General features: G+C 65.8%; 22 protein-coding genes and 1 tRNA gene. 10 read left to right on the forward strand and 13 right to left on the reverse strand.

The window, feature by feature from the left end; translation table 11 throughout:
- Positions 1–48: 48 nt before the first annotated feature.
- The gene (locus K307_RS30195; protein WP_042884594.1) at positions 49–627 is read left to right on the forward strand and encodes a DUF1415 domain-containing protein; all 579 of its coding nucleotides are present in this window, start codon (positions 49–51) and stop codon (positions 625–627) included.
- Here the strand turns inward: K307_RS30195 and K307_RS30200 are convergent, their stop codons facing one another.
- Positions 628–1,461 (reverse strand): class I SAM-dependent methyltransferase, encoded by an 834-nt coding sequence (locus tag K307_RS30200; RefSeq protein WP_042884595.1) that lies wholly within the window; start codon positions 1,459–1,461, stop codon positions 628–630.
- A 274-nt stretch (positions 1,462–1,735) separates the two neighbouring features.
- On the opposite strand from K307_RS30200, the gene K307_RS30205 reads away from it, so the two are divergent.
- Together K307_RS30205 and K307_RS48620 are read left to right on the forward strand one after the other, a co-directional pair.
- Positions 1,736–3,349 (forward strand): DUF342 domain-containing protein, encoded by a 1,614-nt coding sequence (locus tag K307_RS30205; protein ID WP_042884596.1) that lies wholly within the window; start codon positions 1,736–1,738, stop codon positions 3,347–3,349.
- A gap of 290 nt (positions 3,350–3,639) precedes the next feature.
- Positions 3,640–3,795: a hypothetical protein gene (locus K307_RS48620; protein WP_196251627.1), complete on the forward strand. Its 156-nt coding sequence runs from the start codon at positions 3,640–3,642 to the stop codon at positions 3,793–3,795.
- Between the two features lie 60 nt (positions 3,796–3,855).
- Here K307_RS48620 and K307_RS30210 read toward each other — a convergent pair whose 3' ends face one another.
- A complete protein-coding gene (locus K307_RS30210; protein WP_080745266.1) occupies positions 3,856–4,980 on the reverse strand; it encodes a CapA family protein in 1,125 nt (374 codons plus the stop codon).
- A 222-nt stretch (positions 4,981–5,202) separates the two neighbouring features.
- Here K307_RS30210 and K307_RS30215 point away from each other — a divergent pair, with 222 nt between their 5' ends.
- From K307_RS30215 to K307_RS30225, 3 genes are all read left to right on the forward strand, one after another.
- On the forward strand, positions 5,203–6,591 hold the full coding sequence (locus K307_RS30215) for an FAD-binding oxidoreductase (protein ID WP_042884598.1): 1,389 nt from the start codon (positions 5,203–5,205) through the stop codon (positions 6,589–6,591).
- A gap of 114 nt (positions 6,592–6,705) precedes the next feature.
- A complete protein-coding gene (gene ppk2 / locus K307_RS30220) occupies positions 6,706–7,623 on the forward strand; it encodes a polyphosphate kinase 2 (protein ID WP_042884600.1) in 918 nt (305 codons plus the stop codon).
- A gap of 108 nt (positions 7,624–7,731) precedes the next feature.
- Positions 7,732–7,950 carry a hypothetical protein gene (locus K307_RS30225; RefSeq protein ID WP_230626180.1) on the forward strand — a complete coding sequence of 73 codons (219 nt, stop codon included), beginning with the start codon at positions 7,732–7,734 and terminating at the stop codon, positions 7,948–7,950.
- Positions 7,951–7,989: 39 nt separating this feature from the next.
- Here the strand turns inward: K307_RS30225 and K307_RS30230 are convergent.
- The 3 genes from K307_RS30230 to pepN form a co-directional block, all read right to left on the reverse strand.
- A tRNA-Thr gene (locus tag K307_RS30230) sits at positions 7,990–8,065 on the reverse strand.
- Positions 8,066–8,207: 142 nt separating this feature from the next.
- Positions 8,208–9,224 (reverse strand): class 1 fructose-bisphosphatase, encoded by a 1,017-nt coding sequence (locus K307_RS30235; protein WP_042884601.1) that lies wholly within the window; start codon positions 9,222–9,224, stop codon positions 8,208–8,210.
- Positions 9,225–9,355: 131 nt separating this feature from the next.
- Positions 9,356–12,061, reverse strand: a complete 2,706-nt coding sequence (gene pepN, locus K307_RS30240) for an aminopeptidase N (protein WP_042884602.1) — start codon at positions 12,059–12,061, stop codon at positions 9,356–9,358.
- Positions 12,062–12,362: 301 nt separating this feature from the next.
- Between pepN and K307_RS30245 the strand changes: the two genes are divergently transcribed.
- The gene (locus tag K307_RS30245) at positions 12,363–12,983 is read left to right on the forward strand and encodes a DUF4136 domain-containing protein (RefSeq protein ID WP_042884604.1); all 621 of its coding nucleotides are present in this window, start codon (positions 12,363–12,365) and stop codon (positions 12,981–12,983) included.
- A 333-nt stretch (positions 12,984–13,316) separates the two neighbouring features.
- On the forward strand, positions 13,317–15,638 hold the full coding sequence (locus K307_RS30250; protein ID WP_042887564.1) for an NADP-dependent malic enzyme: 2,322 nt from the start codon (positions 13,317–13,319) through the stop codon (positions 15,636–15,638).
- A 110-nt stretch (positions 15,639–15,748) separates the two neighbouring features.
- Here the strand turns inward: K307_RS30250 and K307_RS30255 are convergent, their stop codons facing one another.
- The 6 genes from K307_RS30255 to K307_RS30280 form a co-directional block, all read right to left on the reverse strand.
- A complete protein-coding gene (locus K307_RS30255; RefSeq protein ID WP_042884605.1) occupies positions 15,749–15,994 on the reverse strand; it encodes a hypothetical protein in 246 nt (81 codons plus the stop codon).
- Between the two features lie 239 nt (positions 15,995–16,233).
- The gene (locus K307_RS30260) at positions 16,234–17,301 is read right to left on the reverse strand and encodes a porin (RefSeq protein ID WP_042884607.1); all 1,068 of its coding nucleotides are present in this window, start codon (positions 17,299–17,301) and stop codon (positions 16,234–16,236) included.
- 179 nt (positions 17,302–17,480) lie between these two features.
- Positions 17,481–17,999, reverse strand: coding sequence for a 2-oxo-4-hydroxy-4-carboxy-5-ureidoimidazoline decarboxylase (gene uraD / locus K307_RS30265; protein ID WP_042884609.1), 519 nt, complete (start codon positions 17,997–17,999; stop codon positions 17,481–17,483).
- Positions 17,996–18,946, reverse strand: coding sequence for an allantoinase PuuE (gene puuE, locus K307_RS30270; RefSeq protein WP_042884610.1), 951 nt, complete (start codon positions 18,944–18,946; stop codon positions 17,996–17,998). The genes uraD and puuE overlap by 4 nt, the downstream gene beginning before the upstream one ends.
- Positions 18,947–19,060: 114 nt before the next feature.
- Positions 19,061–20,467, reverse strand: a complete 1,407-nt coding sequence (locus tag K307_RS30275) for a nucleobase:cation symporter-2 family protein (RefSeq protein ID WP_042884612.1) — start codon at positions 20,465–20,467, stop codon at positions 19,061–19,063.
- Between the two features lie 173 nt (positions 20,468–20,640).
- Positions 20,641–21,408: a GntR family transcriptional regulator gene (locus tag K307_RS30280; RefSeq protein ID WP_042884614.1), complete on the reverse strand. Its 768-nt coding sequence runs from the start codon at positions 21,406–21,408 to the stop codon at positions 20,641–20,643.
- A 299-nt stretch (positions 21,409–21,707) separates the two neighbouring features.
- Here K307_RS30280 and uraH point away from each other — a divergent pair, with 299 nt between their 5' ends.
- Positions 21,708–22,061: a hydroxyisourate hydrolase gene (uraH, locus tag K307_RS30285; RefSeq protein ID WP_022534020.1), complete on the forward strand. Its 354-nt coding sequence runs from the start codon at positions 21,708–21,710 to the stop codon at positions 22,059–22,061.
- A 31-nt stretch (positions 22,062–22,092) separates the two neighbouring features.
- The gene (locus tag K307_RS30290; protein ID WP_042884615.1) at positions 22,093–23,304 is read left to right on the forward strand and encodes a urate hydroxylase PuuD; all 1,212 of its coding nucleotides are present in this window, start codon (positions 22,093–22,095) and stop codon (positions 23,302–23,304) included.
- A gap of 164 nt (positions 23,305–23,468) precedes the next feature.
- Here K307_RS30290 and K307_RS49910 read toward each other — a convergent pair whose 3' ends face one another.
- Both K307_RS49910 and K307_RS49915 read right to left on the reverse strand, forming a co-directional pair.
- Positions 23,469–23,918 (reverse strand): HD-GYP domain-containing protein, encoded by a 450-nt coding sequence (locus K307_RS49910; protein WP_419187204.1) that lies wholly within the window; start codon positions 23,916–23,918, stop codon positions 23,469–23,471.
- Between the two features lie 118 nt (positions 23,919–24,036).
- The gene (locus tag K307_RS49915) at positions 24,037–24,858 is read right to left on the reverse strand and encodes a hypothetical protein (protein WP_230626184.1); all 822 of its coding nucleotides are present in this window, start codon (positions 24,856–24,858) and stop codon (positions 24,037–24,039) included.
- Positions 24,859–25,016: the final 158 nt, after the last annotated feature.

A 25,016-nucleotide genomic window follows, 5' to 3' on the forward strand; every position in this document is an offset into this window, starting at 1 on the left:
TAGAGCCTGCCGCAGCGCTAGAATGACGGTTTCCCGAGTATCGCCGTCATGTCTTCCTCCGCCACCTCCGCAGACACCGTCATTGCCGCCACCCGCCACTGGCTGGAGCGCGCCGTGATCGGGCTCAACCTGTGCCCGTTCGCCAAGAGCGTGTATGTGAAGGAACAGGTCCGCTACGTGGTCAGCACGGCCACGGAAGCGCCGGATGTGATGGACGACCTGGAACGCGAACTGCGCCTGCTGGAGGAAGCCGACCCGGCGCAGATCGACACGACGCTGCTGATTCTGCCCGATGCGGTGGCGGACTTCCTCGACTTCAACGACCTGCTGTACTTCGCTGAGCGCCTGCTGGGCAGCCTCGGCCTGGAAGGCACGCTGCAGATCGCCAGCTTCCATCCGCACTACCAGTTCGCGGGCACCGAGCCGGACGACATCGAGAACTACACCAACCGCGCCCCGTATCCGATCCTGCACCTGCTGCGCGAAGACAGCATCGCGCGCGCGGTGGCGGCGTTCCCGGATTCGGCCGATATCTACGAGCGCAACCAGGCCACCATGCGCGGCCTCGGCCATGACGGCTGGCAGCGCTGGCTGGCGGGCGAGGACGAGCCGCAGAAGAAAGACTGATTACGCCGGCGTGGTGAAGAAGCGCTCGCGCATCTCCTCCAGCCCGAGCTGTTCCAGCACGTCGTCGAGCCGCTCGGCCGGGCGCCGGCGCGGCAGGTCCTTGTACTGCGCGATGATCAACTCGTTCTTCATCGAGTGTTCCCAGCCCACCAGCTCGGTCACGCTGACCTGGTAGCCGTGCGCCTCGAGCTGCAGGCAGCGCAGTACGTTGGTCACCTGGCTGCCGAACTCGCGCGTATGCAGCGGGTGGCGCCAGATCTCGGTCAGCGGATTGCCGGCCAGCAGCTTGCCCTTGTGCTTGCGCAGCACGCTTGCGACTTCCGCCTGGCAGCACGGGACCAGCACGATATGCCGCGCCTGCTTGGCCAGCGCGAAGCGGATGGCGTCGTCGGTCGCGGTATTGCACGCGTGCAGGGCGGTGACCACGTCCACCGTCGGCGGCAGCTCCGGCGAGGTGATCGAATCCGCCACCGACAGGTTCAGGAACGACATCCCCGGAAAACCCAGCCGCGCGGCCAGCGCCTGCGAGGTCTTCACCAGCTCTTCGCGGGTCTCGATGCCGTAGATATGGGAGTCGTCCTGCAGCGTCTTGAAAAACAGGTCGTACAGGATAAAGCCGAGGTAGGACTTGCCGGCGCCATGGTCGACCAGCGTGACGCGGCCGCGCTCTTTCTTGACCTCCTGCAGCAGCGGTTCGATGAACTGGAACAGGTGGTAGACCTGCTTGAGCTTGCGCCGGCTGTCCTGGTTCAGCTTGCCGTCGCGCGTCAGGATATGGAGTTCCTTGAGCAGCTCGATGGACTGGCCGGGGCGGATTTCGTGGGTATTTGACATGGGGAACTGCACAGAGGCTGGCAGGGCGCGGCGCGCCCCGTAATGCCGACAGTTTACCCAAAAGTTCCGCCGGCCCCCGACGGCGCAGGTGGCGTGGGCCCCACTTCGGCAGGGTATGTTGTGCGCTCAAGTTTCGTGACGCTGTTGCCGTTGGCCATAGATCGATAACAAGCGGAGTGCCGGCGCATGACCGGACCTCCTGCAGTGCGGGCACTGCCACCGGGACAGCCTGTGGTGGGACCCCTGCCGCTCCACAAGAACAGTCGGGGGACTCATGATTCACGAGTCGGGTTTGCGCCTGGAGCTCACTGAGCCAGGCGAGCAGGTGCATGCGCGCTACACGCCGGAGCCCGGCAGGTTGCCGCCGGATCACGACAGCCTCAAGCAATGCCTGGCCAGCCTGGGCTGGGCCGGCGCGCGGCTGGAGGCGCGCGCGGTGGCCCAGTTCCTGGCGCAATGCCAGCGGGCCGAGCATGAGATCGACGCCACCATCGGCGCGCTGATCGACGGCGCTTTTGAACTCGATATCACCGGCGACGGCCTGGCCGTGCGGCTGACGCTGATGCCGCCCGAAGGCGGAAGGCCGGTCACCGCGGAGGAAATTCGCCGCGCCGCGGCGGACCGGGGCGTGGTGGCGCCGATCCAGAGCCTTGCGCTGGAGGCCGCACTGGCCGAAGGCACCTGCGAGCTGCGCACCATCGCTGCCGGCGTGGCACCGCGCCGGGGCGAGCCGGCGCGCTTCGTCACCCTGCTGGAGCCGCGCAAGCCGGCGCAGGCCGACGACGAAGCCACGAAGGTAGACCTGCGTGACCTGGGCAGCCTGCTGCTGGTCAGCCCCGGCACGCCGCTGATGCGCCGCATCCCGGCCGTGCCCGGCAACGACGGCGTGGACGTGTTCGGCAAGCCCATCGCGGCCGATCCGGTGGAGGATCCACCCTTTGCCGAGGGCCTGACTGGCGCGGCCGCCGATCCCAACGATGCCGACCTGCTGGTCGCGGTGATTGCAGGATCGCCGCTGGTCGGCGTCCATGGCATCTCGGTCAGCCCGGTGGTGCAGGTGGAGTCGGTCGACCTGCATTCCGGCAATGTCGCGTTCGACGGCACGCTGCGCGTGTCGGGCGATATCCGCACCGGCATGTCGGTAAGCGTGAGTGGCGACGTGGTGGTCGAAGGCACCATCGAAGCCGCCAATGTCGAGGCGGGCGGCAACGTCGTGGTCAAGGGCGGCATCATCGGCAAGGCCGAGAGCGGGCACAAGGAAGGCGGCATCAGCCGCGCCAGCGTGCGCTGCAAGGGCGCGGTGAAGGCGCGCTTTATCGAGAACGCCGTGGTCGAGGCCGGTACCGAGGTCACTGTCGACAGCGGCATCCGCCAGAGCGACGTCGCCGCGGGCGAGCGTATCGTGGTGGGCGGCCCCGGCGTGCAGGGCAGCATCAGCGGCGGCCGCAGCCGCGCCATGCTGGCCGTGCGCGCCGCAGTGCTGGGTTCCCCGGCCGGCACCGCCACCAGCGTGCAGGTCGGCCTGAACCCCTACGCCGACGCGCAGCGCGCCGCGCTGGAAGGCGATCGCCGCCGGCTGCTGGAAGAGCAGAACAAGGTCAGGCAACTGGTGGCGTTCTTCGCTCGGCACCCGGAGAAAGCCGTCGGCGACCTGCGCGAGAAGGCGCGCGCGACGCTGTTCAAGCTCTCGCGCGACCTGTTCGAGCTGGAGGGGCGGCTGACCGAACTCGGCCAGCAGATGCAGCCGGCCGCCGACGCCGTGATCGACGCCGCGCGCCGCATCCACGGCGGCGTTACGCTGCAGATAGGCAGCCGCGTGCTCAAAGTGATGGAAGACAAGCCTGGCGGGCAGATCCGACTGGTCGACGACCGCATCGCGGTCACCTGAACCAGCCCGTAACGCAAGGGTTCTGAACGCTTCGCTGCGCGCGGATTTGTACTATGCTGCAGTTATGTCCTGGGGTGCCGCAGGATGGGCGAGAAGAGCTAGCGTCGGGCAGTGAATGCAGAAGCGGAATCAGCAAACTGTGGAAGCGTTACACGGAACCGACACACGTGGCACTTGAATCACCGGAAGGCCAGCCATCACGGCTGGCCTTCCCGCTTTCTGCGCCCCTGCAACCGCCTGCGAGTCGACCTACACTGAAGGTGCAACCACACTACCGACAGGAGGTTGCTATGGCTGCCACAATGATCACCGCGCTGGTGTTGATCGCCCTGGTTGCCTGTGCGGCGTTCGTCATCTGGGTCCTGCGCGAAAAGAACCCGACGCTGCTGCAGCAACAGGAGCAGTCGGTGAAGACCTGGTTCGACCACATGATTCACCGGCATTAGCAAATGGCCTCGCGCGCGGGGCCACTCGTTGTCAGGCCCGCCTTGCCGGCGGGCTTTTCATTAGGGCAGGCCTCCCGCCGCGAACACGCGCAACTCGTGCACGCCGCTGCGCTCGCAACTTGTGCCAAGCGCCCGTCCTTCGTCCGCGAACATCGCCAGCAGCCACGCAATATCCACCTCGCGCGCATATTGCAGCCGGAAATGGCTGCGGCGCAGCGGCACCAGCCGCAGGTCGGCGTGGCCACCGCGATCGAAGCTGACGAAGGCCATCAGCGCCAGGTCGGGCCGGTACTCGTCATAGCCGCCGATGCCTTCGTAGTCGTTGATGAAGTCGCCGCAGCCGTAGAGGATCGGCTTGCCCGCATGCAGCTCGATGCCGAGCGGATGGTGCGAGGAATGGCCGTGGACGATATCCGCGCCGGCGCGCTGCACCAGGCCGCGTGCGAAGGCGCGTTGCGCCGGGTCGATGCGGTAGCCCCAGTTCGGTCCCCAGTGGATCGAAACCACCACCACGTCGCCCGTCCGCCTGATGCCGCGCACTTGTGCCGCGATGCGTTCGAGCGAAGCGTCGGACCAGTCATCGAGCAGGTTCACGCCCGAATGCCCGGCACTGGCGCGCCACGCCGCCGGCGTGCCGGCGTTCTCCATCGCAAAGGCAAGGACCACCACGCGGCCGCCGCCCGGCAGCGGCAACAGCGCGGCACGTGCGGCGGAGGCCTCGTCGGGACCAGCCCCGGCATGCGCGATGTGCGCCCCGTCCAGTGCCGCCAGCGTATCGGCCAGCCCTGCGCGTCCCCAGTCGAGCACATGGTTGTTGGCCAGCACCGCGCAGTCGATGCCCGCTGCCTGCAGGCAAGCGATATTGCCCGGATGCATCCGGTAGTGCACCGACTTGCCCGGCCAGGCGTCGTCGCTGGTGGTGATGGCGGTTTCGAGATTGACGATGCGCGGGCGCGCCGCGCGGCTTTCCAGTTCCGCCAGCGCCTCGCCCCACGGGTATTCCGGCCCGGCGGGGCGAGCGATCGGCCCGGCCTTGCGCTCGGCAAGGTGCACGTAGTCGAGCGCGGAATGTACATACGATTCGTGCAGCAGCGGCTGGCTGGGATGCGCGAGGATCTGGTCGATGCCGCGGCCGGTCATCACGTCGCCGCACAGGAACAGGGGAGGTGAGGTCGAAGGGTTCATGGCGCTGTTGGTTAGGCGCTGCGATGGCGCGCCGTCGATTCATGATAGGCCGGCACGGCGGCATGCTCGCCGTACCGCACTTGCCGCGCGCGCACTACCGGGTGCACGTTTACATTCATCCGGTGCCCGCCTTAAATGGTGAAGTCATCGGTCCTCGTGGCCATCACTTCCCCGTCCGCCGCGCGCCGTCCGATGTTTGCAACCAGCATCGGGAGGCACATCATGGCCCAGCTATCCAGCGAACTTGTCGAGGGACTCAAGTCCCGCCTGAGGGGGCAATTGCTGCAACCGGGCGATCCCGCCTACGACGAAGCCCGCAGCATCTGGAACGCGATGATCGACCGCCACCCGGCGCTGATCGTGCGGGCCGCCGGCACTGCCGACGTGATCGCCGGCGTCAATTTCGCGCGCGACAACGGCGTGCTGCTGGCGATACGCGGCGGCGGCCACAATATCGGCGGACTGGCGATCTGCGAAGCCGGCATGGTTCTCGACCTGTCGCAGATGAAATCCGTGCGCATCGATCCCAAGGCGCAGCGTGGCTACGTGGAGCCCGGCGCCACGCTGCGCGACTTCGATCATGAAGCGCAGACCTTCGGCCTGGCCACGCCGCTGGGCATCAACTCCACCACGGGCGTCGCGGGGCTGACGCTGGGCGGCGGCTTCGGCTGGCTCAGCCGCAAGTTCGGCACCACGGTCGACAACCTGGTCTCGGCGCAGGTGGTGACCGCCGACGGCAAGCTGGTGCGCGCCAGCGCCGACGAGAACGCCGACCTGTTCTGGGCGCTGCGTGGTGGCGGCGGCAACTTCGGCGTGGTGACCATGTTCGAGTTCCGCCTGCACCCGGTGGGGCCGGAAGTGTATGGCGGCCTGATCGTCTATCCGCTGGAGCAGGCGGCCACGGTGATCCCCGCCTACCGCGAGCTGTACGAGTCGATGCCGGACGAGCTGACCGTATGGGTGGTGCTGCGCCAGGCGCCGCCGCTGCCCTTCCTGCCGCCCGAGGCGCACGGCAAGCCGATCGCGGCGCTTGCGATCTGCTATATCGGCCCGCCCGACAAGGGGCCCCAACTGGTCGAGCCGCTGCGCAAGCTGGGCACGCCCTACGGCGAGCACGTCGGCCCGATGCCGTTCACCGCCTGGCAGCAGGCCTTCGATCCATTGCTGACGCCGGGCGCGCGCAACTACTGGAAGTCGCACAACTTTGCCGGCCTGGACGACGCCATGATCACGATGCTGATCGAGCAGATCGGCAAGTTGCCGTCACCGCAATGCGAGGTCTTTATCGGCGCGATGGGCGGGCAGACCAACCGCGTCGCGCAGGACGCGACCGCCTATGCGAGCCGCGACGCCAAGTTCATCATGAACCTGCACGGGCGCTGGGATTCGCCTGCCGACGACGACCGGTGCATCGCCTGGGCCCGCGAAGTGTTCCGCGCGGCGACGCCGTTTGCGCTGGGCAGCGTCTACGTCAATTTCCTGACCCAGGAAGAGGTCGACCGCGTCGGCGCGGCGTACGGGCCCAACTATGACCGGCTGGTCGAGGTGAAGCGGCGCTACGACCCGGACAACCTGTTCCGCCATAACCACAACATCAATCCCGCGGCGTAGTTGGCGTAACCTGCATGCAGGGAGGCCTGCCGGGGCAGGCCGCCCGCCTTCACGCCGCTGCAACACAGGCATGCGAGCATCGCCGCGACCGCGTTGTATCCACAGGGAGAGCAGATGAGACCGGGAGAGGCAGATCTTGTACGGCGTATCCACAAGGAAGTCGCCGACTACTACGACGAAGAGATCGAGCTGGAACTGGACGACCGCGAAGCCAGCGAGGCCTTCGGCGATCCGGTGCAACTCACGGACGAGGCCGAGCAGGACAGCCGCCGGCGCTATTTCCGCGAGCTGTTCCGCCTGCAGGGCGAGCTGGTGCGGCTGCAGAGCTGGGTTGCCGCCACCGGGCACAAGATCGTGATCCTGTTCGAGGGGCGCGACGCCGCCGGCAAGGGCGGCGTGATCAAGCGCATCACGCAGCGGCTCAACCCGCGCGTATGCCGCGTGGCGGCACTGCCCGCGCCCAACGACCGCGAGCGCACGCAGTGGTATTTCCAGCGCTACGCCGCGCACCTGCCGGCCGCCGGCGAAATCGTGCTGTTCGACCGCAGCTGGTACAACCGCGCCGGCGTCGAGCGCGTGATGGGCTTCTGCGACGACGACCAGTATGAAGAGTTCTTCCGCTCCGTGCCCGAGTTCGAGAAGATGCTGGTGCGCTCCGGCATCCAGGTGATCAAGTACTGGTTCTCGATCACCCACGACGAACAGCGCCTGCGCTTCCTCAGCCGCATCCACGACCCGCTCAAGCAGTGGAAGCTCAGCCCGATGGACCTGGAGTCGCAGCGCCGCTGGGAGGACTACACCAAGGCCAAGGAAATCATGCTCGAGCGCACGCATATCCCCGAGGCGCCGTGGTGGGTGGTGCAGGCCGACGACAAGAAGCGGGCGCGCTTGAACTGCATCCAACACCTGCTGAGCCTGGTGCCCTATGCGGAAGTGGAATCGCCCACCGTGGTACTACCGGGACGGGAGCGGCACGAGGACTACGTGCGGCAGCCGGTGCCGAAGCAGATGATCGTGCCGGAGGTGTATTGAAGGGTATCAAGGGGTAGCGAGGTTAGGGTATGCACGGGGTGCGTCATCGGCCCCGTGGCACGCCGGCTACCTATAATAAAAACGGCCACCTGGCAAACAAGGGTGGCCGTGATCGTGAAACTGCTCGTATTCTGGGCGGCCATTCTTGCCGCCTACCTCCTGATGAAGCACGCCGGCTGCTTCAGCCAGCCTGTGCTCTATCCCGACTTCGACCACCCGTTCCGGTACTGGTGGGCGCGACGGGTGGGGCGCCAGTCGCTGCCCGTGCGGCCATCGACGCCATCCCCCGCCGCAAACGACAGGCAACAAAAAACCCGGAGAGCCTGACGCCGTCCGGGTTTGTGTGGGCCATGCCCTGGAATTCTGTGGTGCCGAAGAGAGGAATCGAACCCCCGACCTTCTCATTACGAATGAGCTGCTCTACCGACTGAGCTACTTCGGCAACATGTTCCGGTGTACTGGAACAGCCCGCAATACTAGCAGCGTTTTTCAGGCTTGGGAAGCCCCTTTGTGCCGCCCGGCCGTCATGCCGGAAGAACGGGGGCGCCGGCCGGCGCCCCCGTTTCCTTGTCGCAGGGCCGCGCTCAGGCCTTGCCTTCGGCTTCCTGGTGGTAGCGCGTGACGCGTTCCACCTCGTTCTTCGAACCCAGGATCACCGACACACGCTGGTGCAGTTTCTCGGGCACGACATCCATGATGCGCTGGAGGCCGTTGGTGGCGGCGCCGCCGGCCTGCTCGACCAGCATGGCCATCGGGTTGGCTTCGTACATCAGGCGCAGCTTGCCCGGCTTCTCCGGCTCGCGCTTGTCCCACGGGTACATGAAGATGCCGCCGCGAGTCAGGATGCGGTGCACGTCGGCGACCATCGAGGCGACCCAGCGCATATTGAAGTTCTTGCCGCGCGGACCTTCTTCGCCGGCCAGGCATTCGTCGATATAGCGGCGCACGGGCGGGGCCCAGTGGCGCATGTTCGACATATTGATGGCAAATTCCTTGGTGTCGTCCGGGATCGTCACGTTGGAGTGTGTCAGCACGAAGCTGCCGGCCTCGCGGTCGAGCGTGAACATGTGCACGCCGTTGCCGACGGTCAGCACCAGCGTGGTCTGCGGGCCGTACACGGCGTAGCCGGCGGCGACCTGGTGGGTGCCGGGCTGCATGAAGTCGGCCTCGGTCACGGTCTGGCCCGGCTTGGGCATGTGCAGCACCGAGAAGATGGTGCCGATCGAGACGTTGACGTCAATGTTTGACGAGCCATCCAGCGGATCGAACAGCAGCAGGTATTCGCCCTTCGGGTAGCGGTTGGGAATCTCGTAGAACGATTCCATTTCTTCCGACGCCATCGCGGCGAGGTGGCCGCCCCATTCGTTGGCATCGAGCAGCACTTCATTGGCGATCACGTCCAGCTTCTGCTGGGTTTCGCCCTGGACGTTGCCGGTGCCGGCCGAGCCCAGCACGCCGGCGAGGGCGCCCTTGCTGACGGCGTTGGAAATGGCCTTGCAGGCGCGCGCGACCACTTCGATCAGCAGCCGCAGTTCGGGCTGGATCGTGTTGTGCTTGCGCTGCTCCTCGACCAGGTAGCGGGTGAGGCTGATGCGAGTCATGGTTGGTTCTCCTTGGATGGCCGCAATTCTACATGCCCGCCCCGGCTGGCCGCGATGACGGCATTGCGGGGCGCTGGGCAAAGGGGGCGGTACGGTGCCTCCTTGTTTGTATTTCCGCTCGGATTCTCCAGTCAGGCGGCGAGCGCCTTGCCGACGATCTCGCGCACGTCGCGCGACAGCGTATCGCTGGCGGCCACGCGCTCCAGCTCGGCACGCATGCGGTCGCGCAGGTTCAGTTCGTACTTCTGCCAGCGGTCCATCACGCGCGCCAGGCGTGCGGCGACCTGCGGGTTGATGGCGTCGAGCGCCAGCACCTGGTCGGCCCAGAAGCGGTAGCCCGAGCCGTCTTCGGCGTGGAACTGCGCCGGGTTGCCGGAGCAGAAGCTGAAGATCAGCGCGCGCGCACGGTTGGGGTTGCGCAGGTTGAAGGCGGGGTGCTCCATCAGCGCGCGCACGGTGTCGATGGTGCGCTTGCCGGCGTGCGGGCCGACCTCACCGCGCTGCATGCCCTGCAGCGAGAACCATTTGTCGATCACCAGCGCGTCGTCCTCGAAGCGCTCGTAGAAATCCGCCAGCGCATGCTCGCGGCCGGGCGCGAAGCTGTTGACCAGCGAGGACAGCGCGGCGAAGCGGTCGGTCATGTTGTCGGCGGTCTGATATTGCTGCTCGGCCAGGGCCTGCATGTCTGCATCGCGGCTGTCCGCGAGGTAGCCCAGTGCCAGGTTGCGCAGCGCGCGCTTTGCCGCCGAGGCCGCATCGGCCGAGTATGCGCCGGGGGTGGCATTGGCCGCGTAGGCGGCCAGCCAGTCGGCCCGCAGCGCGCGCGCCAGGCCTTCGCGCATGAACTGGCGGGCACGGTGGATCGCGGCGGGATCGGCCACGCCCATGCGCTCGGCCAGGTAGGCCTCGGCGGGCAGTACCAGTGCCTGCTCGCGGAAGGCGGGGTTGAGCGTGTCATCGGTCAGCACGGTGCGCATGGCCTGCACCAGCGCGGGATCGAGCTTGAGCTCACGCCCGGCCTGCACGTCGGCCACCAGCTGCAGCAGTGCGCGCGTGGCCAGGCGCTGGCCGGCTTCCCAGCGGTTGAAGGCATCGCTGTCGTGCGACAGCAGGAAGGTCAGCTGCGCGTCGGTGTATTCGGCATCGACAATCACCGGCGCGGAGAAGTTGCGCAGCAGCGAGGGCAGCGGGGCGGCCTCGCCTTGTGGCACTTGTGGCAGGTTGATAAAGCGGAAGCTCTGCTCGGACTGCGTGAAGTCGAGCACGCGCGTGGTGCCCGCGGGCGCGCTCTCGCCTTCGAGCTGCAGCGGCAGGTCCTGGCCGTCGGCGCCGAGCAGGCCCAGCGCGAACGGGATATGGAAGGGCTGCTTCTCGGGCGTGCCGGCGCGGGTTTCGATGCCTACCTTGGGGCAGCGCTGCGACAGCGTCAGCGTCAGGCTGCCGTCGTCAGCGTTCCACGCGGTGCGCGCGGTCACCACCGGCGTGCCGGCCTGGCTGTACCACAGGCCAAACTGGGTCAGGTCGCGGCCGTTGGCGTCGGCCATCGCCGCGCGGAAATCGTCGCAGGTCACGGCCTGGCCGTCATGGCGCTCGAAGTACAGGTTCATCCCCTTGCGGAAGCCGTCGCGGCCCAGCAGGGTCTGGTACATGCGCACGACTTCGGCGCCTTTCTCGTACACCGTGACGGTGTAGAAGTTGTTGATCTCTTCATAGCTGTCGGGGCGCACCGGATGCGCCATCGGGCCGGCGTCCTCGGGGAACTGCACCTGGCGCAGCACGCGCACGTCCTCGATGCGCTTGACCGCGCGGCCGGACTCGGAGCCCATCATGTCGGCCGAGAACTCCTGGTCGCGGAACACCGTCAGCCCTTCCTTGAGCGAGAGCTGGAACCAGTCGCGGCAGGTCACGCGGTTGCCGGTCCAGTTGTGGAAGTACTCATGGCCGACCACCGCCTCGATATTGGCGAAGTCGGTGTCGGTGGCGGTCTGCGCGTTGGCGAGCACGTACTTGGTGTTGAAGATGTTCAGGCCCTTGTTCTCCATCGCGCCCATGTTGAAGTCGCCGACGGCGACGATCATGAAGCGGTCCAGGTCCAGCTCCAGCCCGAAGCGCTGCTCGTCCCAGCGGATCGAGTGGACCAGCGAATCCATGGCGTGGCGGGTTTTCTCCAGGTCGCGGGCCTCGACCCAGACCTGCAGCAGCTTGTCCTTGCCGGAGGCGGACTGGATGCGTTCCTCGATGCATTCGAGCTTGCCGGCGACCAGCGCGAACAGGTAGGAGGGCTTGCGGAACGGGTCTTCCCACACGGCCTCGTGGCGGCCGTCGGGCAGGTCCTGTTTGCTGACGAGATTGCCGTTGGACAGCAGCACCGGATAGGCGGCGCGATCGGCGCGCAGCGTGACGCGGTAGGTCGCCATCACGTCCGGGCGGTCGAGGAAGTAGGTGATGCGGCGGAAGCCCTCGGCCTCGCACTGGGTGAAGAAGTTGCCGTTGGACACGTACAGGCCCGACAGCGTGGTATTGGCCGCCGGCTCGCAGGCGGTGACGATCTCCAGCGTGCCCTGCGCCGGCAGGCCGGGGATGGTCAGCGTGCCGGCTTCCTGGGCCGCGTTGGCGACCGGCTTGCCGTCCAGGCTGACGCCGATCAGTTCGAGCTCCTCGCCGCACAGCACCAGCGGCGCATCCGGCGCGCCGGCCTGGCGCGCGAAGCGCAGCGTGCTGGTGACGACGGTGCGTTGCGGGTCGAGGTCCAGCACCAGGTCGGCGTGGTCGATGGCGAACGGGGGCGGGGTATAGTCCTTGCGATAGACGGTAACGGGCGTGTCGGTGCGCAGCATGGAGAGATCCTGTCTTCGGAAGACCGTTGGGAAGGGCGGGCCATGGCAGCCGGGGAGCAAAGCATGGCGCCGAAGTCCTCATTGTAGCCAAGGGTCGACGGGGCATTGGTTGTCAGCCGCATCGCCGGCTGCCGGGAGGCGATGCGAGGGCAAGCCGGGAATTCCGGCGCCGCGGCGTGGTCTCAAAGACACGTGGGTTTCGAGTGGAAAGTGAGGTAGCACTATGTGGCAGCGCGCAGGCGATGTCGGCAGTGGCGAGAAAAAAGGAATGGGTTCAGGGCTGTACCGGCTCTGTGGGTCGATGGCATTGCTGGCGGTGCTGTTGCTGTCGGGCTGCGCCAGCACGGTGGTGACCGATGTCACGGCATTCAGCCAGGCCGGCTGGCAGAACGAGGCGCCGCGCACCTACGCCTTCGAGCACGCCCCGGGACAGGCGGCACAGCTGGACCGGCAGACTTACGAGGCCTGGCTGGCCACGGCACTGTCCGGCGTCGGCTTCGAGCAGGTGCCGGCGAAGCAGGCGCGCTACCGCGTCAGCATGGAATATGACGCCGCGCCCGGCCTGGTGCGCGTGGCCGAAACTGTCTATCCGGACTACGGTCCATGGGGCCCGTACTGGGGTCCGTACGGCTACTACCGGCCGTGGGGCCCGTGGGGTCCGTATGGACCCTGGGGGCCGGGCTACTGGCCGCCGCAGACGGTGGTGCGGGACGTGCCGGTGACGTTCTCCAGCCTGCGCGTCTATTTCATCGAGGCCGCCACCGGCAAGCGGGTCTATCAGGTGACCGCGCAGAACCACGCCGAGAACGGCACGCTGCCGGCGGCCATGCCTTACCTGATCCGCAGCGCCTTTACCGACTTCCCGGCGGAAAGCGGCCGGCCGCGCCGCGTGACCCTGGAGGTCGACAAGAACGCCAAATAGGGCAGCTTTTTTCGCCGGCTTCAATGTCACGAAGACAGTGCGTGCAAATGCGTGCAGGGGCATGCCCCTGCACGTTCATTGCATACCGATTGGTAAAAGCAGTTTAACTAGAACATTCCGCCCAAAAAACGGCTTCCAGACTGGCTCTGGTGGCGCTTTGTGCCGATCCGTGGGCTAGAATAAGTGCTCGATTTTTCCGGCCTTGTTGCCGGAATCGTCAGTTTCGCTGCCAAGTTGTTTCCTTCGCTGCCGGCCCTCGATCAGATCGAGGCCGAGACGAATCATGGCGGGAGAGGGACGCTTCCGGTGCCGGGCCATTTTCCGGACGAGCCAATGAGCAGCAAGACCAGCGGTGATGCACCGCAACATGCCCCAAACAGTCCTGAAGCGCAATTGCGCCTCGCTGCGCTGGAATACCACCGCAGTCCCACCAAGGGAAAGATTCAGGTAACCGCGACCAAGGCGCTGTCCAACCAGCGAGACCTGTCGCTGGCCTACTCGCCGGGCGTGGCGTATGCCTGCGAGGAGATCGCCAGGGATCCCGCCACCGCCGCCGAGTACACCTCGCGCGCCAACCTGGTGGCGGTGGTGACCAACGGCACCGCCGTGCTGGGCCTGGGCGATATCGGCCCGCTGGCCGGCAAGCCCGTGATGGAGGGCAAGGGCTGCCTGTTCAAGAAGTTCGCCGGCATCGACGTGTTCGATATCGAGCTCGACGCGCGCGATCCGGACAAGATCGTCGAGATCGTGGCCGCGCTGGAGCCCACGCTGGGCGGCGTGAACCTGGAAGACATCAAGGCGCCGGAATGCTTCTACATCGAGCAGAAGCTGCGCGAGCGCATGAACATCCCGGTCTTCCACGATGACCAGCACGGCACCGCCATCATCTCGGCGGCGGCGCTGCTGAATGGCCTAAAGGTGGTCGGCAAGGATATCGCCAAGGTCAAGCTGGCGGTGTCGGGCGCGGGCGCCGCGGCCATTGCCTGCCTGGACACCATGGTGAGCCTCGGCGTGAAGCGCGAGAACGTCTCGGTGGTCGATTCCAAGGGCGTGATCTACGTTGGCCGCGACGCCAACATGGAAGCCAACAAGGCGCGCTACGCGCAGGACACCTCAGCCCGCACGCTGGCCGACATCGTCAAGGGCGCCGACGTGTTCCTGGGCTGCTCTACCGCCGGCGTGCTGACCGGCGACATGGTCAAGACCATGGCCGACAAGCCCATCATCCTGGCGCTGGCCAACCCCGAGCCGGAAATCCGCCCGGAAGTGGCCAAGGCCGCGCGCCCGGACTGCATCATCGCCACCGGCCGTTCGGACTACCCGAACCAGGTCAACAACGTGCTGTGCTTCCCGTACATCTTCCGCGGCGCGCTGGACTGCGGCGCGACCAAGATCACGGAAGCGATGAAGCTGGCCTGCGTCAAGGCGATTGCCGAGCTGGCCGAGGCCGAGCTGAACGACGCCGTCGCCGCCGCCTACGGTGGCCGTGAGCTGAAGTTCGGCCCGGACTACATCATCCCGACGCCGTTCGACCAGCGCCTGATCGAGAAGATCGCGCCGGCGGTGGCCAAGGCCGCGGAAGAGTCCGGCGTGGCCACGCGCCCTATCCAGGATCTCGAAGCGTACCGCCAGCAGCTCTCCACCTATGTCTATCACACCGGCCTGATCATGAAGCCGGTGTTCTCCGCCGCCAAGGCCGCGCCCAAGCGCGTGGCCTACGCCGAGGGCGAGGAAGAGCGCGTGCTGCGTGCGGTCCAGACCGTAGTGGATGAAGGGCTGGCCCGTCCGACCCTGATCGGCCGTCCGCACGTGATCCAGATGCGCATCGAGAAGGCCGGCCTGCGTCTGAAGGCCGGGGTGGACTTCGACCTGGTCAATCCGGAGGAAGACCCGCGCTACCGCGCCTACCACGAGGCCTACCACGCGCTGCGCGGTCGCGACGGCGTGACGCCGGACATGGCCAAGGTGGCCCTGCGCCGCTCCAACACGCTGATCGGCACGATGCTGATGCATATGGGCGATGCCGATGCGCTGCTGTGCGGCACGGTCGGCCGCTTCGAGGCTCACCTCGAGCACGTGCGCGACGTGATCGGCCTGGCGCCGGGCGCCAAGGTGTTCGCCGCGATGAACGCGCTGATGCTGGAAAAGCACACGCTGTTTATCACTGACACCTTCGTCAACGACGATCCCTCCGCCGAGGAACTGGCCGCGATCGCGCAACTAGCCGCCGAGGAAATTGCGCGTTTCGGCCTGGTTCCCAAGGCCGCGTTGATGTCGCATTCGATGTTCGGTTCCTCGACCCGTCCGTCGGCGCGCAAGATGCGCGAGGCTGCGGCGATCCTGGCCAAGGTGGCACCGCACCTGGAAGTGGAAGGTGAGATGCAGGGTGACGCCGCACTGGACGAAGACGTGCGCCGCCACTTCCTGCCGTCGACCAAGCTGGCCGGCAGCGCCAACCTGCTGGTAATGCCGACGCTGGACGCGGCCAATATCGCCTTCAACCTGCTCAAGATCACGGGCGGGCAGGGCGTGACGGTGGGCCCGATCCTGCTGGGCGCGGCCCGGCCGGTGCACATCCTGAACCCGCAGGCGACCACGCGCCGTATCGTCAACATGACGGCAGTGGCCGTGGCGGAGAGCGGCGCGGTGCGCTGATGCGCTGAAAACGCAGTAAGCAAGAATGCAAAAAGCCGGGTCGTCTGACCCGGCTTTTTGCTTGATGCTGCCCCGCGGCAATCGCGGGGGGAAGGCACTTGACGTTGTTCCTATTGCAGCACGTTGTACTGCTCGCGCATCACGACGATGATCGACTTGGCCGCGGCCAACTGCGTGTCGAGGTTCTCAACATATTCCTGCGGGAAATCGACCTCGGCGCTCCAGTTGCATCCGGTGTGGTCAGGCTGGTGCATTCGCACCGCGTGCAGCTCGCATTCGCCGCACTCGGGGTTGTTGTCGAGGCACTGGTTCAGGATGGCCATCAGTTCGGATCGGGTCTTTGCGTAGCGCCGCATGAGTCACCTCTCTCGCTGTAGTTTTGAGGGTCCGGATCACCAATCTAGGAAGCGTCCGGAGGCGCTTCCAATTGAATCCCCCTATGAATCTTCAGCTTTCGATCTGGTGTGCGCCGTAGCATTGAATGGCGCGGTGCAACATCGAAGGGGCGATTTTCGACAAGAAGTGACGTGGACGCGGCAATGAAAAAGCCCGCCGGAGAGGCGGGCCGAGTGCTGCCGGTGAGACGGTTACGTCATCAGAACTTGTGGCGCACGCCCACCCCGAAGGTGTCGCCGTGCTCGATGCCGGTGATCTTGTCGTAGTAGTAGGCGGCGTACACGTCGGTACGCTTGGACAGGTTGTAATCGTAGGCGATGGCGAAGGTGTTGCGCTTGAAGTCGCCCAGCGAGTTGTCGGTCTTGTCGTAAGCGTACGATGCCAGCAGGCTGCCGGCGCCGATCGGCACCGACGCGCCGAACTGGCCGTTGATGTGCTTGATGTCGCCATCAACGGCCGTGGTGGCGCGCGTCTTGATGTACTGGCCCTGGGCGAACAGCTTGACCACATTGAAGTCATACGACAGGCCGACCTGGGCGGCGTCCTGGCGCGAGAAGCCGAGGCTTGCCAGGTCGGTCGGCACCTCGCTGAAGCGGACCTGCTGGTAGGCAACGGTTGCCGCGAACGGCCCGTTGAAGTACATCAGGTTGCCGCCCCACTTGTTCTTGCCCGCAGCACCTGCCTGCTCGCCGAACGCGTAGATGAAGTTGGCGGTCAGGCCGCCGAAGTTCGGCGTGGAGTACAGCACCGAGTTGTTCCAGCCCGAATCGCCGATGATGCCGGGATCCGCAACGCTGCCGCTGACGGCGCCGAAGTAGGTATGGAAGATCGCCGGCGAGAACACATAGGAGTCGATCAGCGGGTTGAACAGGATGGTCGACACGAAGTACGGCGTGGTGTTGCGGCCGAGCTTGATGGTGCCGGCCTTGTCGTTCTGCAGGCCGACAAAGGCATTGCGGCTGAACATCGAGTCGCCATTGAAGCGGCCGCTGTTGCCGCTGTCAGTGCGGAAGAAGCCGTTCAGGTCGAAGATGGCCTTGGTGCCGCCGCCCAGGTCTTCGGTGCCCTTGATGCCCCAGTAAGACGTCTGCATCCCGCCCGAATTGGCCACCCATGCGCGCTCGCCCGAGCCCGGGTTCTTGACGCCGCCGATGAACATGTCGGCCTGGCCGTAGAGCGTGACGCTCGACTGGGCCATGGCCGCGCCGGAAAGAAGGGTAGCCGCTGCTGCCGCCAGCTTCAATGCCGGCTTGTACTGCTTCTGCATGTTAAGACCTCCGTGGTTTCAATCCTGCTTGGAACGTTGTGTACTGGGTCCCTGTCGGGTTCTTATCGTGTTTTTTTGTTTTCTTTTTCTATTTGTGCCGCCTGGCTTTGGGCTCGGTGTCTGGGATACCGGCGGCATCGGGGTACAGCGTTTTTGTTATGCAGGTGACGCTTTTTTTCTCAGGCGGATACCAAGTCGTCAAGCCGGAACTGTGCAATGCGATGGATCTGGTTGATGCACGTCTGCAACTCGTCTTGCGGCGAGTTTTCGAGGCGGCGCGCGAACTCCGCGATGATCCCGTGGCGGTCGTAGCCGCGCACGGCCAGGATGAACGGAAAGCCGAACTTCTGGTTGTAGGCGGCGTTAAGCGACTGCAGGCGGTCGAATTCCTCGGGCGTGCACAGGTTCAGGCCGGCGCCGCTCTGCTCGCGCGTGGACTCGGCGGTCAGCTCGCCACGCACCGCGGCCTTGCCGGCCAGTTCCGGGTGGGCGCGCACCAGCTTGAGCTGCGCGGCTTCGCCGGCTTCATCGACGGCCTGGCGCAGCGCCTGCGTCAGCGCGGCAGCGTCGGCAAAGGGACGCTGCGCGGCGGCGGTCTCGGCAAACCAGGGCGAATGTTCGTAGATGCCGCCCAGCACCTGCACGAATTCCGCGACCGACATGGCGTTCAGTTGGGCGATGGTATAGGTCTGGCTCATGCTTGCTTCCGGGGAGCGTAGGGATGGGTTTCTGCCCAGTGGCGGGCGATGTCGACACGGCGACAGATCCACACCTTGTCGTGTTCCTGCACATAGTCGAGGAAGCGCTGCAGCGCGCGGAAGCGGCCCGGGCGGCCGAGCAGGCGGCAGTGCATGCCGATCGACAGCATCTTCGGGCTGTCCAGGCCACTGGGGTCGCCTTCCTCGTACAGCACGTCGAACGCGTCCTTCAGGTACTGGAAGAACTGCTCGCCGGTGTTGAAGCCCTGCGGCGTGGCAAAGCGCATGTCGTTGGAGTCCAGCGTGTAAGGCACGACCAGGTGCGGCTTCTTCTCGCCGCCGGTGATTTCCACTTCGGTCCAGAAGGGTAGGTCGTCACCGTAGTAGTCGGAGTCGTACAGCAAGCCGCCGTGCTCGACCACCAGCCGGCGCGTGTTGGGGCTGTCGCGGCCGGTGTACCAGCCCAGCGGCAGCTCGCCGGTCAGCTCCTTGATGATCTGCATGCCGATGCGCATATGCTCGCGCTCGGTGGCCTCGTCGATGCCCTGGTAGTGGATCCAGCGCCAGCCGTGGCAGGCGATCTCGTGGCCCAGTTCGACGAAGGCACGCGTCAGTTCCGGATGGCGCTGCAGTGCCATCGACACGCCGAAGATGGTGAGCGGCAGGCCGCGCTTCTCGAACTCGCGCAGGATGCGCCAGGCGCCGGCGCGCGAGCCGTATTCGTAGATGCCCTCCATGCTCATGTGGCGGTCGGGGTAGGCCGCGGCGCCGACGATCTCGGAGAGGAACTGCTCTGAGGCGGCGTCGCCATGCAGCACGCAGTTCTCGCCGCCTTCTTCGTAGTTGAGTACGAACTGCAGCGCGACGCGCGCGCCGCCCGGCCAGCGGGCGTGCGGCGGGCGGGCGCCGTAACCGATGAGATCGCGTGGATAGTTCTGGTTTGTCATGTGTCGTTGCTTGCTTCAGGAGACCGGCCGGCACGCCGCGGCGCCCGCAAGCGCCGCAAATTACGCAATGAGCGTGCCAGTCGTGCCGGGCGCGGCCGCGCCCGGCGACTTCAGTTACTCGGTGCCGTGCGAATTGGCGGCGGCGTTGCGCATCGCCTCTTCGCGCGACTGGATGCCGTTGTAGAACAGGTTCAGCGCCACGGCGACGATCGTGCCCAGCACGATGCCGCTGTGCGTGAACGGCACGGTCCACTTGGGCAGGTACTGGAAGAAGGTCGGTGCCAGCGTCGGGATCATGCCGAAGCCGATCGAGATCGCGACGATAAACAGGTTGTGGCGATTGCGGTTGAAATCGCACGAACCCAGGATGCGGATGCCGGTGGCGGCCACCATGCCGAACATCACGATGCCGGCACCACCCAGCACGAACTGCGGCACCGACGCCACCACGTGGGCCATCTTGGGGAACAGGCCGAAGGCGATCAGGATGATGCCGCCGGCCGCGGCGACGTAGCGCGAGCGCACGCCGGTCACGGTCACCAGGCCCACGTTCTGCGAGAACGAGGTGTAGGGGAAGGTGTTGAACACACCGCCGATCACCGTGCCCAGGCCGTCGGCGCGCAGGCCGCGGGTCAGGTCTTCGTTGCTCAGCTTCTTGCCGGTGATGTCCGACAGCGCCAGGAACATGCCGGTCGACTCCACCAGCGTGATCAGCATGACGATGCACATCGACAGGATTGCGCTCAGCTCGAAGGTCGGGATGCCGAAGTGCAGCGGCGTGATGACGGCGACAAAGCTGGCTTCATCCAGGCCCTCGAACGAGACCTTGCCCAGCGCCATCGCCACCAGCGTGCCGGCGATGATGCCGAGCAGCACCGCGCAGTTCGCCACCAGGCCGCGGCCGTACTTGGTCAGCAGCAGGATGGTCACCAGCGTCAGCCCGGCGATGCCGAGGCTGGTCAGGTCACCGTAGGCGAGGTTGGGCACTTCCTTGGCCACGCCGTCGATCACCGCGCGCGTGGTGGGCTGGCCGCCGGCCGCCCAGTTGATGCCCACGCGCATCAGCGACACGCCGATCAGCGTGATCACCGTGCCGGTCACCACCGGCGGGAACAGCCCGAGCATGCGTCCCATCATCGGCGCGATCAGGATGCCGAAGATCCCCGACGCGATCACGGCGCCGTAGATGCCGAGCAGGCCGACATTGGGATCGGTGCCGATCGCGATCATCGGCGCCACCGAGGCAAAGGTCACACCCATCATCACGGGCAGCCGGATGCCGAATTTCCAGAAACCGAAGGCCTGGATCAGCGTGGCCAGGCCGGCCGCGAACAGGTCGGCATTGATCAGGAACGCCAACTGGTCCTTGGGCAGCTTGAGCGCGCCTCCCACGATCAGGGGCACGGCAACCGTGCCGGCGTACATCACCAGAACATGCTGCAAACCAAGCGCGAGCAGGCGCCCGGAAGGCAAACGCTCGTTGGTGAGGTCCATGGGGACCGTGGTGCTTGCTGAATTCATTGGTGCGTCTCCTCTCCTTTGGTTTGATGGGAACGCCACTGTCCTGGCCGTCGGTCCTGGGTGATCGCCGGACGCTTGTGGGCCTGCCGTCTCAGCACTACTCGCTTGTCAGCCGGGTGCTGTGTGCCGTCAGGCGTGGCCTTGCTTTTGGGAGCGGTGGCGGGAACACCGTGCTAGGTGGAGCGGCCTAGTACGCTGCGAAGATCGAAGCTGCCCGGCTCGTCCGGTTGCACGCGGTCGGCGCAGGCGCCAAGGTGGTGCGCCATGCGCGACTGGGCCAGCGCGACATCGCCCTGTTCCAGGGCGTCGAGGATTTCCTCGTGTTCGTCGAACGAGCAGGCGTTGTTGCCCGGGGCTTCCACGCTGGCGATCATCAGCGTGGTGCGCGATACCAGCCGGCGCATCATGTTGACCAGCAGGGCGTTGCCGGACAGTTCCGCCAGCGCCGTGTGGAACTCGGCGGACAGGCGGATCCATTTGGGGCGGTCATGCGTGAGGAAGGCCTGGCGCTCGCTGGCCACCATCTTGCGCAGCGGCGCGATCACGGTCTTGACGTCGGGCATGGCGGCGAGTTTGTCCAGCACCGCGCGCTCCAGCATCTGGCGCAGCTCGAACATGTCGTGCGCCTCGTCGGTAGAGGGGCTGGCGATAAAGGCGCCGCGGTTGGGTTCGAGATCGACCATGCCGTCGGCTGCAAGATGCGACAGCACCTTGCGCACGGTGTGCCGCGCGGTGGCATAGATTTCGCAAAGCGAATGCTCGGTGAGCTTGGTGCGCGGCGGCAGCCGGTGCTCCATGATCGCGTCGTAGATCTCGTGGTACATGCGCTCTTCGACCGAGCCCTTGCGGGCGGGCTTCCCGGGCTTGCCGGGTTGGGTCTCGGTCGGCTCGGGATCGGCAACACCGGTAACACCGGCGATCAGCTTCAGGCTCTTGGACATCGTGGCACCAGCAGTCAGTCAGGGCACCGTGAATCCCGGGTATCAGGGTACGGTGATCCGAAAATTGTTGACAATTATTTGGTTGGGGCCCCAGAATTGTCAACAAAACCGAGTCAGGTTTTCGACAACTCAGGGTAATCCCTGAATTGCCAACCGGGTGGGAGCAGGCGCATTGTCGCCACGCACCAACCCAGCGCCGGGATGCGTTACCAGACGTACCGAGCGGGCACCAATCCCAAAAATGGTGCTAGTGAAGGCAGCGGCGCCCCTCACAACCCAATCGCAAAAGGACAAATACGATGGGACGCTTGACCACCCACGTTCTCGACACCGCTGCCGGGACGCCCGGACAAGGCATGTCGATTACTCTCCATAAAATTGTCGACAATCGCCGCGAAACCCTGAAGACCGTGGTCACCAACCACGACGGCCGCTGCGACCAGCCGTTGCTGGAAGGTGCCGACTTTGCCGTCGGCGTGTATGAGCTGGAATTCGCCGCCGGCGATTACTTCCGCGCGCAAGGCGTGAAGTTGCCCGAGCCCGCCTTCCTGGACGTGGTGCCCCTGCGCTTCGGCATTGCCGACGTCAACGCGCACTACCACGTGCCGCTCCTGGTATCGCCCTGGTCGTATTCGACCTACCGCGGCAGCTGAAGCGGTGGCATAGGGAAACAGGAGACAAGACATGGAAGGCTATATCCTCGACTGGGCCAATATGCTGCTGCGGTGGGTGCACGTCATCACCGCCATCGCATGGATCGGCTCTTCGTTCTATTTCGTGTGGCTGGACAACAGCCTGACCAAGCCCACCGCGCCTGACCTGAAGGAGAAGGGCGTCGACGGCGAACTGTGGGCCGTGCACGGCGGCGGCTTCTACAACCCGCAGAAGTACCTGACCGCACCCAAGGCGTTGCCGGAGAACCTGCACTGGTTCTACTGGGAGTCGTATTCCACCTGGATGAGCGGCTTCGCGCTGCTGGTGGTGCTGTACCTGTTCAACGCAAGCACGTACCTGATCGACAAGAACTTGTTCGACATGTCGCCCGGCGCGGCGGTAGGCTTTGCGGTGTCGTACCTGCTGATCGGCTGGATCGTCTATGACGGCATTTGCCGCCTGTTCGGCAAGAACGACCGCGTCGTCGGCATCCTGGTGGCGCTCTACATCGCTGCCGCAGCCGTTGTGGCCTGCCATATCTTCTCGGGCCGCGCGGCGTTCCTGCTGACCGGCGCGATGGTCGCCACGATCATGAGCGCCAACGTGCTGGCGTGGATCATCCCGGGGCAGCGCAAGGTGGTAGCGGCACTGAAGGCCGGCCAGCCGGTGGACCCGATCCACGGCAAGCGCGGCAAGCAGCGCAGCGTGCACAACACCTACTTCACGCTGCCGGTGCTGTTCGCAATGCTGTCGAACCACTACAGCATGACCTACGCGCACAAGTACAACTGGGTGGTGCTGATCCTGATCATGCTGTCGGGCGTGCTGATCCGCCAGTTCTTCATCCTGAAGCACAAGGGCAAGATCAACATCCTGTGGCCCGCCGCCGGCGTTGCCGCGCTGGCCGTGGTGGCGGTGATCATCGCGCCGCAGCCCCGCCCGACCGTGGCCAAGAGCGAAGGCGGCGAAGCTGCCGCGGCCACCGTCAGTTTTGCCAAGGTGCAGGAAGTGATGAACGCGCGCTGCGTGCAGTGCCACGCCGAGCAGCCGAAGATGATGCCGACCGCGGCCAAGGGCATCAAGCTCGACACCGCCGAGGACATCAAGGCACACGCCCAGCTGATCTATCAGCAGGCCGTGCAGCAGAAGGCCATGCCGCTGGGCAACGTGACGCAGATCACCGACGACGAACGCGCGCTGCTGGGGCAGTGGTTCGAGGGCGGTGCCAAGACCACCAACTGAGTCTGATCTGAAGCGTATTGGGGCCGGCTCGGCGAGCCGGCCCGCGAAATCCGAGCATCGGTGATCGACGGTCCGGGGGCTGTGCAGTCGGCAGCCGTCAGTACCGGACCGGCGAGGGTTTGAACGGGGCCTTGTGCCCCGTTTTTTTATATGCGTGCGTGCCTTCAGGCCGGTGCGGTCCCGTGCGACGCACCACGGCCCACATACTGTGCAAGATCGACTTCGTCAATCTGCTCGGGCCGCATAAAGCGCTCGGCATAGCGCAGGTACACGCCGGAGCTCAGGAACAATTCGAACAGCTCCTGATCGATGTGCTGCTGCGTCGTGGCCATCGCCATGATGCCTACCGACTCCGACAAGGTCTTGGCCTTCTTGTAGGGCCGGTCCGCCGCCGTCAGCGCCTCGAAGATATCCGCGATGGCCATCATCCTGGCAAGCGGGCTCATCTCGTTGCGATGCAGCCGGCGTGGGTAGCCCGTGCCGTCCATTTTTTCGTGGTGGCTGCCGGCGATCTCCGGCACCTGGCGCAGGTGCTTCGGGAACGGCAGGCGTGACAGCATGACCTGCGTCTGCACGATATGTTCTTCGATCTTGAAGAGCTCTTCTTCCGACAGCGTGCCCGCCCCACCAGCAGGTTATGCAGTTCGCCGCGGTCGTAGAGATGCCTGGGCGTGTTCAGCCTGAAGCCCCAAGGGTTGTCCGGAGGGATCATGTCGCGCGCGGTACGCGCGATCACGTGTTCGGGCTTGTCGGCGAGCAGCGGTTCCACCGCGGGCAGCGGCGCCGCCGGACGATGGGTCTTGCGCTCCAGTTCTTCCTGCGAGATACCGATGCGGTCGTCCAGCGTCCGCTCCCAGGTGCGGGCAGCGATGCGAAGCAGGTGTTCCTTCTGCGAGGCGTCCATGAACTCGGCGCCCTGGTTGCAGGTGGCCACGAACCGGAAGTCGTCGTCCAGCGCCCTGAGCTCGGCATCGCGACGTTCCCGCGCAGTGTTGGCATCCTCGCCGCCGGCGCGCGCGCAGGTACGCGATCTCGGCGTCGCGCTTGAGGACCTCGAAGCGCATGCGGATCGCGTGGATGCGGTCGCAGAGCGTTTCCAGCTTGGTGGCCTTGTCGATGATGTATTCGAGCGTGGTGACCTTGCCGCAGTCGTGCAGCCAGCTCCACGCTGCGCACGGCATAGGCGGCTTGTCGGGGCGCATCGAACAGCGCGCGGTCGGCGTCGTCCCGCAATGACCTGACGTAGAAGAAGCTGCCGTCGGCATAGCCGATGTAGATCGACTGCAGCACCGGCGAAGTGTCCAGTGCGTCACGCACCAGGGCCAGCCGCGCCAGCCGCGCGTCGGTTGACCGCGCCTCGGCCAGCGAGCTGTGGCTGACCAGCTTGATGGCCATCTGCGCCGGCACGATCAGGTCGTCCACCTCGTCGAGCGTTTCCCGGCTGATCCGGTGTGTCGCGTCGGACGCCGCCGCTTCCAGCGCCGTCTTGGTCATCAAGAAATGGATGCCGCACGTCAGCGCACCAACCGCCAGGACCAGGGGCCCGAACAGCATCCACAGGTGAATGTGAAGCGGGTAACTCCTGCGCGCTTGCCTAGGCCCCTCCCTCGACAGGGTGTTGCACGGCCCTTGGTGGAGGCGCCCGGGGCTTTACGGCAACGGGTGCTTCCGCCTGGCGTGCACCGTCCAGTTTCGAATGCGGGGAGGTGATC

This window comes from Cupriavidus necator A5-1, from assembly GCF_000744095.1.
Classification (GTDB): domain Bacteria; phylum Pseudomonadota; class Gammaproteobacteria; order Burkholderiales; family Burkholderiaceae; genus Cupriavidus; species Cupriavidus necator_A.

Coding starts and splice junctions, on each gene's coding strand:
- K307_RS48620 (WP_196251627.1), top strand. CDS start 3,640: ATGGCTGCCACAATGATCACCGCGCTGGTGTTGATCGCCCTGGTTGCC.
- K307_RS30235 (WP_042884601.1), bottom strand. CDS start 9,224: ATGACTCGCATCAGCCTCACCCGCTACCTGGTCGAGGAGCAGCGCAAG.
- K307_RS30215 (WP_042884598.1), top strand. CDS start 5,203: ATGGCCCAGCTATCCAGCGAACTTGTCGAGGGACTCAAGTCCCGCCTG.
- K307_RS30205 (WP_042884596.1), top strand. CDS start 1,736: ATGATTCACGAGTCGGGTTTGCGCCTGGAGCTCACTGAGCCAGGCGAG.
- K307_RS30280 (WP_042884614.1), bottom strand. CDS start 21,408: ATGTCCAAGAGCCTGAAGCTGATCGCCGGTGTTACCGGTGTTGCCGAT.
- K307_RS30290 (WP_042884615.1), top strand. CDS start 22,093: ATGGAAGGCTATATCCTCGACTGGGCCAATATGCTGCTGCGGTGGGTG.
- K307_RS30260 (WP_042884607.1), bottom strand. CDS start 17,301: ATGCAGAAGCAGTACAAGCCGGCATTGAAGCTGGCGGCAGCAGCGGCT.
- pepN (WP_042884602.1), bottom strand. CDS start 12,061: ATGCTGCGCACCGACACGCCCGTTACCGTCTATCGCAAGGACTATACC.
- uraD (WP_042884609.1), bottom strand. CDS start 17,999: ATGAGCCAGACCTATACCATCGCCCAACTGAACGCCATGTCGGTCGCG.
- K307_RS30250 (WP_042887564.1), top strand. CDS start 13,317: ATGAGCAGCAAGACCAGCGGTGATGCACCGCAACATGCCCCAAACAGT.
- K307_RS30255 (WP_042884605.1), bottom strand. CDS start 15,994: ATGCGGCGCTACGCAAAGACCCGATCCGAACTGATGGCCATCCTGAAC.
- K307_RS30245 (WP_042884604.1), top strand. CDS start 12,363: ATGGCATTGCTGGCGGTGCTGTTGCTGTCGGGCTGCGCCAGCACGGTG.
- K307_RS30195 (WP_042884594.1), top strand. CDS start 49: ATGTCTTCCTCCGCCACCTCCGCAGACACCGTCATTGCCGCCACCCGC.
- ppk2 (WP_042884600.1), top strand. CDS start 6,706: ATGAGACCGGGAGAGGCAGATCTTGTACGGCGTATCCACAAGGAAGTC.
- uraH (WP_022534020.1), top strand. CDS start 21,708: ATGGGACGCTTGACCACCCACGTTCTCGACACCGCTGCCGGGACGCCC.
- K307_RS30200 (WP_042884595.1), bottom strand. CDS start 1,461: ATGTCAAATACCCACGAAATCCGCCCCGGCCAGTCCATCGAGCTGCTC.
- puuE (WP_042884610.1), bottom strand. CDS start 18,946: ATGACAAACCAGAACTATCCACGCGATCTCATCGGTTACGGCGCCCGC.
- K307_RS49915 (WP_230626184.1), bottom strand. CDS start 24,858: ATGCTGTTCGGGCCCCTGGTCCTGGCGGTTGGTGCGCTGACGTGCGGC.
- K307_RS30275 (WP_042884612.1), bottom strand. CDS start 20,467: ATGAATTCAGCAAGCACCACGGTCCCCATGGACCTCACCAACGAGCGT.
- K307_RS30210 (WP_080745266.1), bottom strand. CDS start 4,980: ATGAACCCTTCGACCTCACCTCCCCTGTTCCTGTGCGGCGACGTGATG.